This window comes from Listeria farberi, assembly GCF_014229245.1.
GTDB classification, from domain to species: Bacteria; Bacillota; Bacilli; order Lactobacillales; family Listeriaceae; genus Listeria; species Listeria farberi.
Map to the genome: position 1 here is coordinate 1 of NZ_JAARZJ010000004.1, position 16,118 is coordinate 16,118.

The window sequence follows — 16,118 nt, forward strand, 5'->3', positions numbered from 1 at the left end:
CTATTGAATATTCTATAGTATGATTAATTTGATCATCAAATTCATTTATGTCTATATTTAAAGCTAGGTGCTTAATTGTATTTTGAAGTGCTCTTTCAATCACTTCAACAAGTTGTTGTTCAGCAATTTGTATTTCATACAAGTCAATTAAATCATGAAGGGCAGTAATTGTCCTTGTTATTGTTTCGAAATCCAAAATATCTTCTAATAGTAAACTGATTTTGTCGGTTGAACATAGAATATCTTTAATCTTGTATAGATTAAATACTTCTTCATCTGTAAAAAAATATAAAACTGAACTGATATCCGATGTCCCTGATATTGAAAATAATTTGTATGGACAATGTAGCAAATAATCATGTATTTCGTCAATATAAAATGATTCTAAAATACTTTCTTTAGATATTGTAGATACTATTAATGATTGAACTAGCCCTTTATGTGTTGATTTCAACTTCGTTATAGAATGATCTTTTGTCATTTTTACTAATTCGCCTGTATACTTTTCTTTTTTATAACATCTTTGTAGTTGTTCAAAATAAACTAAAGAATTTCGGATTTTGTGCTGTTCATTATTATTATTTTCAAATCGAGGTTTTAAGAAGTCGTTAACGGATGGGTTGCTCACGCCCACATTTTTTTCACCATGCACATCAAATAGGATAATCATAGAATTGTTTAATCTAGATACAACGCTATCGAAATTATTAACAGTTGTATCTAAAGTTGGCTCTAATAATAGTCGTTCTTCAAAACACTCTTTTAGGACTTTGATTGAAATAATTGTTTCTGTTAAGGAATATAGAATATACATAAAAATTCTATCAACTGAGTTCAACTTATAGTCAAATTCATCTTTCCATAGATTGTCAGGAGTATTTAAAGACTTTATTACATAAAGATAATAATCAACTTCATTAATTTCTTTAAAAACTTGTGGTTCAGCTATAAATTCAATAATTCTGGGAGTGTAGTTTTTATGATTTACAATATTTTTATATCGTTTTTCTTTTCGTAATTCTTTAAAATGGGGTGCAGGAACTTTATTAAAATAAAGATGTGAATAGAAAATTTTTGCTTTATCAATTGAAGACATCTTATTCATATCAATAAGATAATTCAAAATAATTTCTCTGTTAAAAAACTTGTTGAACTCTATTGACCTACCTCTAGCTTCATTAAAAATAGCAATACGGGAGTTCATAATCAGTTTCTTTTTTTTATTCATTTGTACATATTTAATTAATGACAGAAGTTCACTCTCCTTGTTTTCGTTCATTTTAAAATAATGCTGTCCTAAACAATCATCCAGCAGAATTATCTCTTTTGTATTTTTATCTCCTGAAAGTGAACGTTTAATATCCGTTAAATTGGCATTGGTAGTATATTTTACTTTATACCCTTTCGAGGCACATTCTAATAAAAGCATTTTTGAAGTTATAGTTTTCCCTACACCTGGGGCTCCTGTCATGAATATAATTCTATCTCTCATTAGATGTTTAAAACAGGTATCATAAATGTTAGTTTGGATAAAATAGTTCTTTTCTATATCAATATTTGATAGTAATGCTTCGCAATCTATAAAAATGTTTTGGTTATATATTTCTGATAAAATACCAGTTGAATGCAACCAAAGTTTATAGTGCTTTCTTAATACATCTGAATTGCTTTTATCTGCTAAAAAAGCATCTATTTCTTTCAAATCCACGATGTTGTTCGTTGAATCCATGTAATTAGCAAACATTTCATATATCTCTTCAGTATTTGCTTCTGTTAAGGATTTGCTAACGCAAATATAATAGCTTCTAGGATTAAGTTTTTCTACTTTTTTAATTTCGTTACCTAATGAAGTTTTTAAACTAGAGTATGTTGAGTTCATATAATGTTTTATTTGAACAATTATCTGGTGTGGAATTTCATAATCACTTAAATCTATTCCTCGATCTCTTCCAGAAGTATATATTCTCAAATTCATTGAAAGTTTTCGTTCCATAATGTCCTTACACAACTCTTCAAATTCAAAATCACTTAAATCATTATAGTTGAACATTTAATCATTACCCTTCTATATAGTATTCTTTTTATCATTAATTTAAGAGTGTCTATACCCTTCCTTTTTTCAATTCCAACACAAACGGAGAATAAACACCAATTTTTTTATCTTATCTATATCAACAATAGGCTCATATCTTTTGTCCATCTGGTTATACTCAAAATGAGCTACTCGAATTTTATTTTCAGTTTGTTCTAAATCATAAACTACAATTATTGGGTAATCGCCCATTTCAAAATCAGCTAACTCATTCACTATATAATGTTCTAATTCAGGTTTTGGCAAAAAGACATAAAATCTAGAATGACTCATATCTGAAAATGGCGTTGGAGCAAAGTGGAATATTTCATTCTCTCTGTCGGCATAAACAAAAGCTAATGCCTGTTTTTTTCTATTTCCAAAAGCAACAAAAATACTTTCTAGTTCATTAAAAAGTTCATATTCAAGATAGACCTCTTCACTGGTAGGATTCATGTTTCCCTTCATAGTGGATATCATTCTACTTTTATTTATTTTTCCCATAAGGTACTTTTATGTCTGTAAGATTTAATAGATAGTCTACACTTGTTGAATAGTATTGAGCCAGCTTTATTAATGACTGACTGGGAATATCTATATGTCCAGTTTCATAACGTGAATAAGTTGTTTGGCTAACATTTAAAAGCTTTGCAAGTTGTTCTTGACTTAAATCTTTATCCTCACGTAAATTACGAATACGATAATACATGAAATCACCTCATATTTATTCTACGTTATGCGTTTTTTGCATATTGGCTTTTATGCGTTAAGTGCATAAAACAGATATAAGAATCAAACTTATTTTCTAGGATAAGCTTTTTTTGATTAGCCAGCCCTACTAAGTAATCAATACTTGGAAATAGTACTGAGCTAGATTTACCAGCGATTGACTAGGAATGTCTATATATTCCAGTTTCATAGCGTGAATAAGTTGTTTGACTGATGTTTAAAAGCTTTGCAAATTGTTCTTGGCTTAAATCAGCATCTTCACGCAAATTACGAATACGATAGTACATAAAATCAACTCAGGGTTATTTTAGAGTATGCAATTTTCGCATAAAAGTAAGGAGAAGAAAATGGAAGGGAAAGAAATAAAGAATGAGAGTTACTTGTTGACAGAAAATAAACAGCCAATAAAATCAATTACTAAACAAGATATTGATAATTTAAAGAATTATTTAGAGCAATTAGCTTCTTGAAAAGAACCTTTAAAATTAGTTAATGAATTTTTTGAAAATCAAGCAATTCTTCTAAATAAAAAGAAAATTATGAGGGAATTTCATGCGCAAGCTAAAGTGTTTAATATATTTTATTTGAATTTTTTGTTGAGTATGGATACTTTGGAAGAAAAGGCTTCAAATTTAGAAGCAAATGAAAAAATAAAAATGTAAAAAATCACTATGGGAATACTGATTTTTTAGTGAAATTAGCTTTCCAGAAAGAGCTGATTTTCTATTATATGGCTTATCTCAGATAAATATGGGATAAGCTTTTTTATATGATAAGATAGCTAAGTGTTCGAAGTGAAACAGTTTTACTATAGTACATATAAAGAAAATGAAAAATCTACAGTCATAATACTTTTTCTATGATATATTGTTTAAAAAGAGAAATTTCCAAACTAAAGGAGCTGATAATTATGAAAAAAATAATAGGTACAGTTAATTGTGGATGTTTTATGTGCAAAAATAATAATAGTTTTGACATGCCTAATGAAATTATTGAATCAGTTAAAAAAAATGAATTAGTGTTATTTTGCGGAGCAGGAATAAGTACAGAATCAAAAACGGTTTTGCCTACATCTTTTTACATGGATATATTGACTTTCTTAAATAGCGAATATAGCTTAAATTTAGATACAGATATTGCTTTCTCAGAATTGATGAGTAAATTTTGTAGTACCGTTCCTAACGGAAGAAAACAGTTAATAAGAAAAATAAATGAACGTTTTGATAGGGTTCAGTCATTTCCAGAACTATATAATTCTGCTACCAGATTTCACAAAGAGGTTTCAAAAATCCCTCAGATCAAAACTATTGTAACTACTAATTGGGATGATTACTTTGAAAAAGAATGCTTGGCCACTTCTATTGTAGATAATAAAGATGTAGCATTATGGAATACTTTCGACCGAAGAGTATTTAAGGTTCATGGATCAATAAATAATATTGGATCAATCGTGGCTACAACTAATGACTATGATAAATGCTACGAAAAATTGTCTAATGAGCCAATAGGCGATCGTTTAAAAACTCTACTTGGAAGTAATTGTGTAGTTTTTATAGGTTTTTCTTTTGGTGATGAAGACTTGAATAAAATTATTGATATACTTTCTGAAAGATTAGATGATTTTGCTAATCAGTTTTATTTAGTAACAGTTGACAGATCATGGGAAAATAATAGAGACTCTCGAATTATTCCAATAATAACTGATGGCCAGTTTTTTATCCATTCTCTACAAAATATACTCATAGAAGAAGGACACCTTGTAGAAGAGGACATATATGATTTTGCAAGATACGCAAGCCAAGTTGCTTCAGATTTTCATACAGATTGGCTTAATGAAATTGATAATTTTAATGAAAAACTTACTTCTTTTCCAGAGATACTATTATCAATAGCGTATCAAGATGGAGTGATACATGCGTACCAAAGATGTTATGCAAATAGACAAAAAGGTGATTACTTGATTCCGGGCTATTTAAGTAAAATAGTAGTTTCATATCACATTTTAATAGATCAACATGAAAAGAATAAAAATTATTTGCAAATGTATTACGATTTAGGTTATCAGGATGGGTTGATTAATTTAGAAATATTTTTGGAAACAAATAACCACTTGATACCACCATTATTTATATATGAAGGCAAAAATTTTGCTACAGAAAAAGAACTATTTGATTTTATAGTAGCTAATAGAAACTCTGAAATGCACCAGTATTTAAAAGAGATAAGTGTACCAAATGATACAATTCCTCATTTTTATCCTTGGTATTGTTAAGGTTGGTTCCAAAAAAACAAAAAAGAACCGTGAAACCCTTTAGTATCAAAAGTTTCACGGTTTCTTTAATTATTCCCACTCAACCGTAGCTGGTGGTTTACTCGTAATATCATAAACAACACGATTCACGTGATCCACTTCATTCACAATCCGTACCGAAATTTTCTCCAGTACATCCCACGGAATACGTGCCCAATCGGCTGTCATACCATCAATACTCGTCACCGCACGGACAACCACTGTATGGTCATACGTTCTGCCATCACCCATAACACCAACGCTACGGATATTTGGAAGAGCTGTAAAGTATTGCCAGATTTCGCGTTCTAGACCTGCGTTTTTGATTTCTTCGCGCAAGATATAATCAGAATCACGAACAATCTCTAATTTCTCTTCCGTAATTTCGCCAAGAACGCGGATTCCTAAGCCTGGGCCTGGGAATGGTTGGCGCCAAACGATTGCGTCAGGCATGCCAAGTTCTGTTCCTAGTGCGCGAACTTCATCTTTGAAAAGTGTATTTAATGGTTCGATTAGTTTAAATTGCATATCTTCTGGTAAGCCGCCTACATTGTGGTGAGACTTGATTGTTTGGGCGGTTGCTGTACCACTTTCGATGATGTCTGTGTAAAGTGTTCCTTGTGCAAGGAATTCTACGCCGTCTAGTTTGTTGGCTTCATCGTCGAATACGTAAATGAATTCGTTACCGATGATTTTACGTTTTTGTTCTGGGTCGGAAACGCCTGCAAGTTTGTCCATGAAGCGTTTTTTCGCATCTACTTTGATGATGTTCATGTTGAACTCGCCTTGTAATGTTGCCATTACTTGGTCAGCTTCCCCTTTGCGAAGAAGGCCGTGATCAACGAAAATACATGTTAATTGGTCGCCAATTGCTTTATGAATTAACACACCAACAACAGAGGAATCTACGCCGCCAGAAAGTGCAAGCAAGACTTTTTTGTCGCCTACGATTTCTTGGATTTTAGCGATTTCAACTTCACTAAAGTTTTCCATTGTCCAGTCGCCTTTACAGCCACAAACGTTTAATGCAAAATTCTTCAGTAATTCGTTACCGTAAGCTGAGTGACGTACTTCTGGGTGGAATTGCACGCCGTAAAGCAAGCGATCTTCGTCCGCAATACCTGCAATTGGGCAAGACTTACTAGTAGCTGTTACTTCAAATCCAGCTGGTTCCTCAACAACTAAATCTCCATGACTCATCCAAACAACTTGATCTGTTGGTAGGCTAGCAAATAAACGGCTTGGGTTTTCAACGTGAATGTCCGCTTTCCCGTATTCGCGGTCTTTCGCACGTTCTACTTTGCCACCGAAGTGCGTTGTCATTAATTGCATGCCGTAACAAATTCCTAAAATTGGAATTCCCATGTCAAAGATTCTCTCGTCAGCGCGGAAGGCATCTTCGTCATACACACTGTTAGGTCCTCCTGAAAAAATAATCCCCGTTGGATTTAGTGCTTTCATTTCTTCAACTGTAATAGTATGCGGATGTAATTCACTGTACACACCGAATTCACGAATGCGGCGCGTAATTAGTTGATTGTACTGACTACCAAAATCTAGAACGATAATTTTCTCTTGCTCGGTAAAGTCTTTCATAATTTTAAACAAAACCACCCTTATCTATAAAATGAAACCGCAAAATCGCGGTTACTTCACAATAATATAAGAAAAGGACAAATCACTTGTCCTTTTCATCTTCTTTCATTTTAACGTTTCCCCTCTAAAGTTGCAACACCTTATTTGGAATTTTTCGCGTTCATTAAGGCTAGACCTTGTGTGAGAATCTTATCCCCGCGCATCCGACCGAAATCAAGTGAATCAATATTAGCGCAAGGAATATTTAGTTCACCTAATACTTCCTCCACTGTTTTGTACATATATTTCACTTGTGGTGCTACTAAAACGGCATCGACTTGCTCTTTATAATCACGAAATTTCCCGGCTGTAATCGCGCCGACTGGACCCATCACAACAACCAAATCCCGCTCGCTGTATTTTTCGCGAAAACTATCTTTGTATTTCACATCATCTGGAAATAGTAACACAGCGTCCATTCCTTCTGACGTCGCACTTTTCACGACATTTTGTGCCATTAAACTCGACGTTGCGCCGCCAGCACAAACAATCATCAACGTTTGCATTTTTCATCCCTCCAAAAAAATGATTCCAGGAGAGTCCTAGAATCATTCATGTTTTATCATCTATATGCCTTTTCCACCAAGTATGTCTAATTCTTGTATTCGTTTTATTTCTTTTATCATCGGTTTGGCGCGTGTAATCATTTCTTTTACAGCTGGGTTATCAAGAGATGCTGCGTGGTGCCCTTTATCAACCCAAATTTCAGAAACAAACACCGTGTCTGGCTCGGTTTCAGATTCGCTGACAATATACTGAATACACGTGTTGTAATCATCCAATCCTTCAGCCGCTTCAAGTAAAATTTTAACTAAATTATCTTTTTCTCCTGGGTGTGTATAAAATGCAGTTAATAAACCATAACCAACTTTCATTTAAACAGCCTCCTATTTCCAGAAATCGTCAAATATAGTAATTGCCATATGGCGTTTATGTTCGGTTTTAATAAACCAATTTTCAATTTTTGCTGCAGCATCTGCTGGAACTTCTTTACCTTCCAAGTAATCGTCAATTTGGTCATAAGTCACACCAAGCGCGACTTCATCAGGAAGTGCCGGTTTATTATCTTCTAAATCCGCTGTCGGTTTTTTCAAATATAAATGTTCTGGGCAGCCAAGCTCTTTAAGAAGTGCCTTGCCTTGTCTTTTATTCAAACGGAACAGTGGATTTATATCCGTTCCACCGTCGCCGTATTTCGTATAAAAGCCAGTAACTGCTTCCGCGGAGTGATCGGTTCCAACAACTACACCTTTATGCATCGCTGCAATCGCATATTGTACTTTCATCCGTTCGCGCGCTTTTTCATTACCTTTCGCGAAATCGGATAGTTCAACTCCAGCTTCCGCAAGCGCCGCAACACTCGCATCGACCGAAGCTTTAATGTTCACGGTTAAACGATTATCTGGTTCCATAAAATCAAGTGCATCTTGACGGTCCGATTCATCTAGTTGTGTTCCGTATGGTAAGCTCACCGCGAAAAATTGATACTCATCGTCTCCCGTTTCCGCTCGTAATTCGCTTATCGCCATCTGTGCTAGTTTTCCTGTTAAAGTCGAATCTTGCCCACCAGAAATCCCAAGAACAAAGCTTTTTAAGAACGTATTCTTTTTTAAATATGCTTTTAAAAACTCGACACTTTTCCGGATTTCTTCGTGTGCATCAATCGTTTCTGCCACCTGCATATCTGCTAAAATTCTTTCTCTGATTTCCATTATAATTCCTCCTAAAACGGCATATCTAGTTCAACTGGTGAATGCAGCTGGACACTTTTACGTACTTTTTCGATATTACGCATCTTATTTTTCCAACATTTAACGCTTAAATCAACTGGGTATTGCTCCGGACGAACTGTTCGTTTATACTCGTCCCAAAGCAGCGCCAGGTTTTCTTCTTTATATGCTTTAATTTCATCTAGTGAAGGCATATCATATACAAGTTCTCCGTTTTGGAAAATCGGTACAAGTAGCTCACGGGCGGTGAAATTCTCGACTGTTTTCATAATATACGTATGAACTGGGTGGAACATCGTTAGTTTCGCGACATTATCAAGTGATTCGTCCGCTAAAGCAATATAATCACCTTCTGCTTTCAACCCATCTTCATTTGTAATAATTCGGTAGACTTTCTTTTTACCAGGAGTTGAAACTTTTTCGGTGTTACTAGAAAGTTTAATCGAATCTTGTAAAATATCATTTTCATCAGCAATGGCAGCCATTTTGTATACGGCCCCAAGAGCTGGTTGGTCGTAAGCCGTGATTAGCTTTGTGCCAACACCCCAAGAATCAATTTTCGCTTTTTGCGCTTTTAAGGACAAAATAGTATGTTCGTCTAAGTCACTTGAAGCGAAAATTTTCGCTTCTGTAAAGCCAGCCTCATCCAACATTTGGCGCGCTTTTTTAGATAGGAAAGCCATATCACCACTATCTAGGCGAATACCAATAAAGTTGATTTTGTCGCCCATTTCTTTCGCCACTTTAATCGCATTTGGTACACCAGATTTTAGCGTATCGTATGTATCTACTAAGAAAATCGAATCAAAATGCGTTTTTGCGTAACTTCTAAATGCTTCTAGTTCGTCACGGTAAGCTTGAACCATCGCATGTGCCATCGTACCAGACACAGGAATACCGAAAATCTTCCCAGCGCGAACATTACTTGTCGAATCACAACCGCCGATATAAGCCGCTCGTGTGCCCCAAATAGCCGCATCCATTTCTTGAGCGCGCCTTGTACCAAATTCGGCAAATGTTTCGTCGTCTATAACAGAACGAATTCGCGCAGCTTTTGTAGCGATTAGCGTTTGGAAATTCACAATATTAAGCAAAGCCGTTTCGATTAATTGTGCCTCTGCTAAGCTTGCTTCTACTTGAAGGATTGGCTCGGTTTTAAAAACAAACTCCCCTTCTTTTGCAGCAAGAATATTTCCTTTAAATTTAAAGTTACGTAAATATTCGAGGAAAGGTCCGTCAAAACCAAGTTCATCGTGTAAATAAGCAATATCCGTTTCTGTAAAACGTAAATTTTGCATATAATGAATAATTCGTTCTAGCCCAGCAAACACAACAAAACCCGAATCAAATGGCATATCTCGGAAAAACACTTCAAATACCGATCTACGCTCATGAAGTCCATCGTCAAAATACGCTTTCATCATATTTAGTTGATATAAGTCTGTATGCAGCGTTAGACTATCATCTTGAAATAAATTTGTCATTTCTTCTGCTCCTATCATAACTAGTTCCTTGCGTTATTATTTATACATAATAATAGCACAAAACAAGCCTACCACCTAATAATTGAACATTACCGGTTTGCCTGTTTTGTGCTACGACTATTTTAAATCATCTTTAATCTTGGAAGTAGAAATACCGTCTGTCCGTGGTAAATAAACGACTTCACAATAAGGTTTTAAGAAGTCAAATTCGCCTTCCCAATCATCACCCATCACAAAAATATCAATATCACGATTTTTTACATCTTCTAATTTTTGCTCCCAGTTACTTTCTGGAATCACTTCATCGACATATCTGATTGCCTCTAAAATTAATTTGCGATGTTCAAAGTTATGGTATGCTTCTTTGTGTTTGATTCGATTAAATTCATCGGTTGAAATGGCTACAATAAGGTAATCACCTAAAGCCTTTGCTCGTTCTAATAAACGAATATGCCCCCAGTGAATTAAATCAAATGTGCCATATGTAATTACTTTCTTCATCAGCCCACCTACTTTCTTTAGTAGTATATCAAGAAAACAAAAATTTCTCTACTTGTTAGCAGTGCTACTTTTCAAGCTGTTCTTTTAAAAAAGCTACAAAACGCTCACTTGAAAATCCATCCGAATATTTATTCCATTTCTCAGCAAAAAATCGAACTTTTTCCAAATCAAACGTATTAGTTTGTATTACTTCAATTAGCTCTGTCGTTGTAAAAACATGCGGCCCAGGAATGGTTTCTAAAAATCCATCTGAGAGCCCTCTAGCATTATCATATTCCGTTAAATCATACGTAAAGAAAATCATTGGTTTTTGAAGTAAAGCAAACTCAAACGGAATGGAAGAATAATCAGTAATTAAAATATCCACAACTGGTAGTAACGTTTCAATCGGCGTTTCTTTATCCACATAAATAACAAAATCATCGTCTAATTTCTCTAAATCATTACTAATAGAAGGATGTAATTTCAAAATCAATTGATATTCATTTCCTAAGGCTTGTTTCATTTCCGCAATGTCTAAATGTAAGTTTGCCTTTCCTAACTCATTATCCCGAAAAGTCGGCGCATATAGTAATTTTATTCTGTTTGTTAAATGTAAATGCTCGTATGACCACTGATAATTTTCTTGCAACTGCGCTTCTTTGAAGAAATAATCTGTACGCGGAACACCAAGCTTCAATATGTTCGATTCATCTAACAAAAATGATTTTTGGAAAATGGTTGCCATTTCATCAGAACCAACAAGTACCTTTGTAAAACGTTTATATACTTCTTGAAATCTTTTCTTATCTCCATCTGGTCTTTTTTGCGCTGCTTTATCTTCCCATCCAAATTTCTTAAGCGCACCGTTTGCGTGCCAAACTTGGATACAATTTACGCCATTTCGAAGTTTCAAGCCAGCTAATTCCACAAAATAATTATCTGTGACAACCACTTTAGCCGTATTGAGGTGAAACATTAATGGAATAAATTGTTGCAATGTTTTCGGTTTAACTTTTATAAAGTCTAAAGATAACTTGGATACATCTACTCTAGGATCATAGAAAACGATTGTCTTTGGGGTGACATTGGCCAGTTTCATTTGCTTAATAATCGCAATGGGATTTTCTTCAAAGCTTATAAGAAAAACAACTTTTTGCTGAACTGGTAAAAGGCTCGCCAAGAATCCAGTTATTTTAACAGCAAGCATAAATATATAAATTGCTATTTTTTTCAATATTCCCACCGCCTATTTTTCAGCAAAAACTTTTTTCACTGTTTTCTCTGCTGCGTGTCCGTCTTCCCAAGTGCAGAATTGTTCTAAAAAGCTATCTGCAATTTGAGGAGGATTTTCAAGCATGATTTCTATTTCTGCCATTAAAGCTTCATTCGTTTCAACAAGTGGTCCTGGGGCATTTTGTTCAAAGTCAAAGTAAAAGCCTCTAAGTGTATCGCGATATTCAGCCAAATCATACGTATAGAACAACATTGGTCTTTTTAAATTAGCATAATCAAAAAATACAGACGAATAATCGGTAATTAATAAATCGCTCACTAAATACAAATCTCTAATATCTTCGTGTTTTGAAGCATCTCGTACAAAATCACCATACTGCGTGAAATCAAAATGCTCGGCTACGAGATAATGCATGCGAACTAACAGAACGACTTCATCACCGAATTTTTCTTGCATTTTGGCAATATCAATCTTTAAATCAAACTTATATTTTCCGATTTCGTAAAAATCATTATCACGCCAAGTTGGAGCATATAAAATAACCTTCTTGTCTTCTGGAATATTTAACGCCATTTTGATATTAGCTATTTTCAACTCTTTATCCGCGCTAAATAAAATATCATTTCGCGGATAGCCAGACTCAATCATTTCTCCAGTGAAACCAAATGCGCGTCTAAAAATCGTACTAGAATACGCATTAGGTGAAATTAAATAATCCCACTTCTGCGCCTCTTTCACAAAATCAGCCTTGTATTGTTCGGTTGTTTGACCAGGCATATGTACTTCATCGATGTCGACACCTAGTTTTTTCAAAGGCGTTCCGTGCCATGTTTGTACATAAATAGTTTCTTTTGGTTTTGGTAGCTCAAGCGGCAGTCTACTATTAGAAATCCAATATTTAGCTAAGCCCATTTTAAACAACCAATTAACAGAAAAACGCTTAACATACGGTACTCCGTGCGCTTCAAATAAATCAACATACTTCGGATTTACACTCCACAACAACTCGTATTCTGGATTATGCTCTTCCATATATTCAAAAATAGCACGTGGATTACAACTATATTGCTTCCCTGAAAAGCTTTCAAACATCACTAACTCTTTTCTTCGAGGTAAAAATCCTACTAGCTTAAATAGGAAATAATATATTTTTTGTACAAACTTCATCAGGATACTCCCCCCTGTTTAAACTTTCGCTTTAAAGCTTTATTTCTTTTTATTTTTCCTAACACACTACTGATGACATTTAAATCTGTCATTGTTATTTTTTGGTTTTTATCTTGGTAAAACACTTGGACTTTCAATTGATAAGGTTTTAACCGTGTCACCACTTTTTCAAGTGTGCCTTTTTCGCGAACAACAATATCCCAAATCATTTGGGCCGTTTTTCGTTTTATCACTTTTGTTTGTGCCGTACCTACAGATGTACTAGCAATGAATTTTCCGCCCTCTGGTAACGTTTCCCGCGCCTCTTCTAGCAATAGCTCCACCGTTACAGCTTTTCCAGGACAGTAATTTTCTTTTACTGTGATAAGCGGAATTTCTTCTAGTTCGGCCGTCTTAAACCGTACTGGCCAGCCATTGTGCAAAATAGAAAGCATCATTTCTTTTACGACAAGCGGTGTATCCAGAGCTAAAATCATCTCCGGACCAACTTCTTGTAATATTTTCTGTAGTTCGCGCACAAAGATTTCTTGTTCCTGCTCATTTAATACTTCTTTAAAATAAATGTTCTCTTTATAAAAAAACAACTTGGCATGATACGCGATTAGATACTGCACATATGGAATCACTTCGCCAAAAATTTCTTTAGAGTTTGTTAAATAAGTTTGGTACACCTTTTGTAAGAATGGCGTATATCTTTCCAGTTGTTTCCAAGCTGAACTTACTAAAGAACCTTTTTGCTTTAAATCACGATAGTAATAGTAACCGGCATCGGCAATTAATCCATAACTTCTATTTTTAAGCAAAAATTTTGTAATTAAAAGCTGATCTTCCGCAAATTTAAGCGTTTCATCAAAGGCAAACCCCTGCAAACTTTCAAAACGAAAAAAAGTACCGCCAATGTAAAAATGAATTGCTTGCGGTTCGTTTTCAATCGCTACAACTCGATTTCCATTTGTGAAACGGTCATTTAATTTATGTGGAGAAATTTTTTGTTTTTTTCCAAAATCATCTAAATAATAAAAAGCTGGGACAAGCATATTAACAGCTGAATTTTCTAGAAAGTTCACCATACTAAAAAGCAAATTTGGCGATAACAGATCATCTGCATCTAAAAATCCTACAAAGTCAGTGTTTTCTTGTACATTATGTATTCCAATATTTCTCGCCTTAGAAGGTCCACCATTCGGGACATCAAAAACGCGAATATTACTCGGATATTTTTCGGCATAGCTATGAGCAATCGCACTACTACGGTCCGTGCTTCCATCATTAATAAGCAGCACTTCCACATGCTCCAAAAAGCTGTAAGTCTGCTTAATTATACTATCTATCGATAAAGCCAACCTTTTTTCAGCATTGTAAAAAGGAATTATAATCGCAAATTTCATTCTTTTTCCCTCTCCATATAAAACTGGGAAGTAAAGGCCTCGCGCCTATGAATGCCGAATTTCATCTCGACTGCCTTGCTTCCTAAATATACTTTAGTAAACAAATTCATAAGCGTATAGCCTAAACTCCCCAATGTTTTATTATATCTTCCACTCCATAACGCTTTTGCCCCATGGACTACGTAAGTCAGCTTCAAATACTTCAATAACATCTTGAATCGAATGTACCGTGTGCACTTCACCAACAAGATTTTGTAAATATTCTACTCCGCGTTTATTCGTAGATAGAAATTCTACTGTTTTTTCAAAGTCAATCCGGCCGCTACGGCTACTTCCGTAAACTGTAAGCCCTTTTTCAAGTACCATACGTGAATTAAATTCAATAGGATACTCAGAAACACCTAGTAATGAGATAGTTCCTTCTGGTTTAATTACATCAATAATCTGACTGACTGCATACTGGCTTCCCATGCCACCAGCACATTCAAAAGCTTGATCAATAACTAAATCAGCTGGCACATCATCAATCGTATATGCACCATCTACAAAAGAAAAGAAGTCTAATTTATATGGTGTTTTTCCAAAAATGTAAACTTTACTTTCTGGATACCAATTTTTTAATAATAAGGAAGTGATAAAGCCTAAGTTTCCATCACCCCATACGCCAAAGCTTGCGCGGTTAGCATTACTTTTTCCTTCAAAGCGTAAAATCGCATGTACAGCAACAGAAATAAGCTCAGAAAACGCCGCTACTTTCATATTGATGTCATCAGGTAGCGCAACCACCCGGTCACGACGCATAAAAACATAATCTTGCATTAAACCATCATAACCACTAGAACGGAATTTACTTGAACGTAAATAGTTCTCCGCAATGACTGGATCATTTTCAAATGGTGTATTCGGAATCATGACAACTTTTGTTCCCGGTTTAAACTCTTTTGTTGCATCATAAACGACTTCTCCAACACCTTCGTGAATAAGTGCCATTGGAAGTTTTTTAGAAAGCATTTCTTTTCCTCTAGAACCTGTATAGTAGCGTTGGTCTGCCGCACAAATAGATAAATGAGTAGGTCTAACAACGACCACATCACCAGCTAAAGATTCGTCCACATTGGCAACTTCAAACTGTCTCTCTGACACAAGTCTATATACTTGATTAATCATTGGCTATCCGCTCCTGAATAATCGCATTCGCTACTTTCAAATCATATGGAGTTGTAATTTTTATATTGAATATCTCGCCTTTAACAAGCTTCACCTGATCGCCAGCAAGCAAACAAATTTTACATGCGTCTGTTAAAATTTGTTTTTTCTCTGCGCTTAAGTTTTGATAATGATTATACACTTTTTTCATATTGAAACTTTGTGGTGTTTGCCCTTGATACATTTGATCTCTGACAGGAATATCTGTAATAAACTCATGATTACTTGATTCAACGATTGTATCAAGTGCTTCAATAACAGTATCTACAGCGCCGGTTTCAATCGCAGCATCAATGTTTTCTTCAATAATTCGGTGCGTTAAAAATGGACGTACAGCATCATGTGTTACGATAATATCTTTATCGTTTAAACCGAATGTTTTTTCGACATAACGAATTCCGTTCATAATTGTTTCATTACGGTCTTCTCCGCCTTCAATGACGACAATTCGATCATCTGAAATATACTTTTTAATATTATCCTCAGCATGGTTCATCCATTCTTTTGGTGAGGAAATAAGAATTTTATCAAATCTTGTATTTAAAATAAATTTTTCTACTGTATGAACAATGATTGGTTTACCATTTAGAGGTAGAAATTGTTTCGGCATGCTAACGTTACCCATTCGCGTACCTTTTCCTCCAGCTAAAATTTGAGCGTATATCATCCTCTAATCTCCTTTAACTGTTTTTTTGACATTG

At 34.7% G+C, this 16,118-nt stretch carries 17 protein-coding genes; 2 read left to right on the forward strand and 15 right to left on the reverse strand.

Annotated features, from left to right (window positions below; translation table 11 throughout):
- From HCB45_RS04360 to HCB45_RS04375, 4 genes are all read right to left on the reverse strand, one after another.
- The coding region (locus HCB45_RS04360; RefSeq protein WP_185618990.1) for an nSTAND3 domain-containing NTPase at positions 1-2,050 on the reverse strand (2,050 nt) is incomplete at its 3' end.
- Between the two features lie 69 nt (positions 2,051-2,119).
- Positions 2,120-2,527 (reverse strand): hypothetical protein, encoded by a 408-nt coding sequence (locus HCB45_RS04365; RefSeq protein ID WP_185618992.1) that lies wholly within the window; start codon positions 2,525-2,527, stop codon positions 2,120-2,122.
- Positions 2,528-2,558: 31 nt separating this feature from the next.
- Positions 2,559-2,780, reverse strand: a complete 222-nt coding sequence (locus tag HCB45_RS04370; RefSeq protein WP_115905013.1) for a helix-turn-helix domain-containing protein — start codon at positions 2,778-2,780, stop codon at positions 2,559-2,561.
- Positions 2,781-2,961: 181 nt separating this feature from the next.
- Positions 2,962-3,087, reverse strand: coding sequence for a helix-turn-helix transcriptional regulator (locus tag HCB45_RS04375; protein ID WP_171424253.1), 126 nt, complete (start codon positions 3,085-3,087; stop codon positions 2,962-2,964).
- 60 nt (positions 3,088-3,147) lie between these two features.
- Between HCB45_RS04375 and HCB45_RS15245 the strand changes: the two genes are divergently transcribed.
- Together HCB45_RS15245 and HCB45_RS04385 are read left to right on the forward strand one after the other, a co-directional pair.
- The gene (locus tag HCB45_RS15245) at positions 3,148-3,270 is read left to right on the forward strand and encodes a hypothetical protein (protein WP_260508437.1); all 123 of its coding nucleotides are present in this window, start codon (positions 3,148-3,150) and stop codon (positions 3,268-3,270) included.
- Between the two features lie 440 nt (positions 3,271-3,710).
- Positions 3,711-5,072, forward strand: a complete 1,362-nt coding sequence (locus HCB45_RS04385) for an SIR2 family protein (RefSeq protein WP_206604823.1) — start codon at positions 3,711-3,713, stop codon at positions 5,070-5,072.
- A 69-nt stretch (positions 5,073-5,141) separates the two neighbouring features.
- Here the strand turns inward: HCB45_RS04385 and guaA are convergent, their stop codons facing one another.
- The 11 genes from guaA to HCB45_RS04440 form a co-directional block, all read right to left on the reverse strand.
- Positions 5,142-6,698: a glutamine-hydrolyzing GMP synthase gene (gene guaA, locus HCB45_RS04390; RefSeq protein ID WP_185318478.1), complete on the reverse strand. Its 1,557-nt coding sequence runs from the start codon at positions 6,696-6,698 to the stop codon at positions 5,142-5,144.
- A 128-nt stretch (positions 6,699-6,826) separates the two neighbouring features.
- Positions 6,827-7,231, reverse strand: coding sequence for a PTS sugar transporter subunit IIB (locus tag HCB45_RS04395; RefSeq protein ID WP_045553399.1), 405 nt, complete (start codon positions 7,229-7,231; stop codon positions 6,827-6,829).
- Between the two features lie 60 nt (positions 7,232-7,291).
- Positions 7,292-7,600: a putative quinol monooxygenase gene (locus HCB45_RS04400; protein WP_185618994.1), complete on the reverse strand. Its 309-nt coding sequence runs from the start codon at positions 7,598-7,600 to the stop codon at positions 7,292-7,294.
- Between the two features lie 12 nt (positions 7,601-7,612).
- Positions 7,613-8,437 carry an NAD(+) synthase gene (gene nadE, locus HCB45_RS04405; protein WP_185318476.1) on the reverse strand — a complete coding sequence of 275 codons (825 nt, stop codon included), beginning with the start codon at positions 8,435-8,437 and terminating at the stop codon, positions 7,613-7,615.
- 11 nt (positions 8,438-8,448) lie between these two features.
- Positions 8,449-9,939: a nicotinate phosphoribosyltransferase gene (locus HCB45_RS04410; RefSeq protein ID WP_185618996.1), complete on the reverse strand. Its 1,491-nt coding sequence runs from the start codon at positions 9,937-9,939 to the stop codon at positions 8,449-8,451.
- Between the two features lie 117 nt (positions 9,940-10,056).
- Positions 10,057-10,440: a glycerol-3-phosphate cytidylyltransferase gene (tagD, locus tag HCB45_RS04415; protein WP_003724631.1), complete on the reverse strand. Its 384-nt coding sequence runs from the start codon at positions 10,438-10,440 to the stop codon at positions 10,057-10,059.
- Positions 10,441-10,504: 64 nt separating this feature from the next.
- The gene (locus HCB45_RS04420) at positions 10,505-11,656 is read right to left on the reverse strand and encodes a CDP-glycerol glycerophosphotransferase family protein (RefSeq protein ID WP_185618998.1); all 1,152 of its coding nucleotides are present in this window, start codon (positions 11,654-11,656) and stop codon (positions 10,505-10,507) included.
- Positions 11,657-11,668: 12 nt separating this feature from the next.
- Positions 11,669-12,823 (reverse strand): CDP-glycerol glycerophosphotransferase family protein, encoded by a 1,155-nt coding sequence (locus HCB45_RS04425; protein ID WP_185619000.1) that lies wholly within the window; start codon positions 12,821-12,823, stop codon positions 11,669-11,671.
- The gene (locus HCB45_RS04430; RefSeq protein WP_185619002.1) at positions 12,823-14,211 is read right to left on the reverse strand and encodes a glycosyltransferase family 2 protein; all 1,389 of its coding nucleotides are present in this window, start codon (positions 14,209-14,211) and stop codon (positions 12,823-12,825) included. The genes HCB45_RS04425 and HCB45_RS04430 overlap by 1 nt, the downstream gene beginning before the upstream one ends.
- A gap of 141 nt (positions 14,212-14,352) precedes the next feature.
- Complete coding sequence (locus HCB45_RS04435) at positions 14,353-15,378, reverse strand: ribitol-5-phosphate dehydrogenase (RefSeq protein WP_185318471.1); 1,026 nt, start codon at positions 15,376-15,378, stop codon at positions 14,353-14,355.
- Positions 15,371-16,084 (reverse strand): IspD/TarI family cytidylyltransferase, encoded by a 714-nt coding sequence (locus HCB45_RS04440; protein ID WP_185619004.1) that lies wholly within the window; start codon positions 16,082-16,084, stop codon positions 15,371-15,373. The genes HCB45_RS04435 and HCB45_RS04440 overlap by 8 nt, the downstream gene beginning before the upstream one ends.
- Positions 16,085-16,118 lie beyond the last annotated feature (34 nt).

What these genes read in the sequence shown, in the direction of transcription:
- HCB45_RS04385 (WP_206604823.1), top strand. Translation starts at nt 3,711, where the DNA reads ATGAAAAAAATAATAGGTACAGTTAATTGTGGATGTTTTATGTGCAAA.
- HCB45_RS04370 (WP_115905013.1), bottom strand. Translation starts at nt 2,780, where the DNA reads ATGTATTATCGTATTCGTAATTTACGTGAGGATAAAGATTTAAGTCAA.
- HCB45_RS04435 (WP_185318471.1), bottom strand. Translation starts at nt 15,378, where the DNA reads ATGATTAATCAAGTATATAGACTTGTGTCAGAGAGACAGTTTGAAGTT.
- HCB45_RS15245 (WP_260508437.1), top strand. Translation starts at nt 3,148, where the DNA reads ATGGAAGGGAAAGAAATAAAGAATGAGAGTTACTTGTTGACAGAAAAT.
- HCB45_RS04410 (WP_185618996.1), bottom strand. Translation starts at nt 9,939, where the DNA reads ATGACAAATTTATTTCAAGATGATAGTCTAACGCTGCATACAGACTTA.
- HCB45_RS04400 (WP_185618994.1), bottom strand. Translation starts at nt 7,600, where the DNA reads ATGAAAGTTGGTTATGGTTTATTAACTGCATTTTATACACACCCAGGA.
- HCB45_RS04425 (WP_185619000.1), bottom strand. Translation starts at nt 12,823, where the DNA reads ATGAAGTTTGTACAAAAAATATATTATTTCCTATTTAAGCTAGTAGGA.
- HCB45_RS04440 (WP_185619004.1), bottom strand. Translation starts at nt 16,084, where the DNA reads ATGATATACGCTCAAATTTTAGCTGGAGGAAAAGGTACGCGAATGGGT.
- nadE (WP_185318476.1), bottom strand. Translation starts at nt 8,437, where the DNA reads ATGGAAATCAGAGAAAGAATTTTAGCAGATATGCAGGTGGCAGAAACG.
- HCB45_RS04365 (WP_185618992.1), bottom strand. Translation starts at nt 2,527, where the DNA reads ATGAATCCTACCAGTGAAGAGGTCTATCTTGAATATGAACTTTTTAAT.
- tagD (WP_003724631.1), bottom strand. Translation starts at nt 10,440, where the DNA reads ATGAAGAAAGTAATTACATATGGCACATTTGATTTAATTCACTGGGGG.
- HCB45_RS04395 (WP_045553399.1), bottom strand. Translation starts at nt 7,231, where the DNA reads ATGCAAACGTTGATGATTGTTTGTGCTGGCGGCGCAACGTCGAGTTTA.
- HCB45_RS04430 (WP_185619002.1), bottom strand. Translation starts at nt 14,211, where the DNA reads ATGAAATTTGCGATTATAATTCCTTTTTACAATGCTGAAAAAAGGTTG.
- HCB45_RS04375 (WP_171424253.1), bottom strand. Translation starts at nt 3,087, where the DNA reads ATGTACTATCGTATTCGTAATTTGCGTGAAGATGCTGATTTAAGCCAA.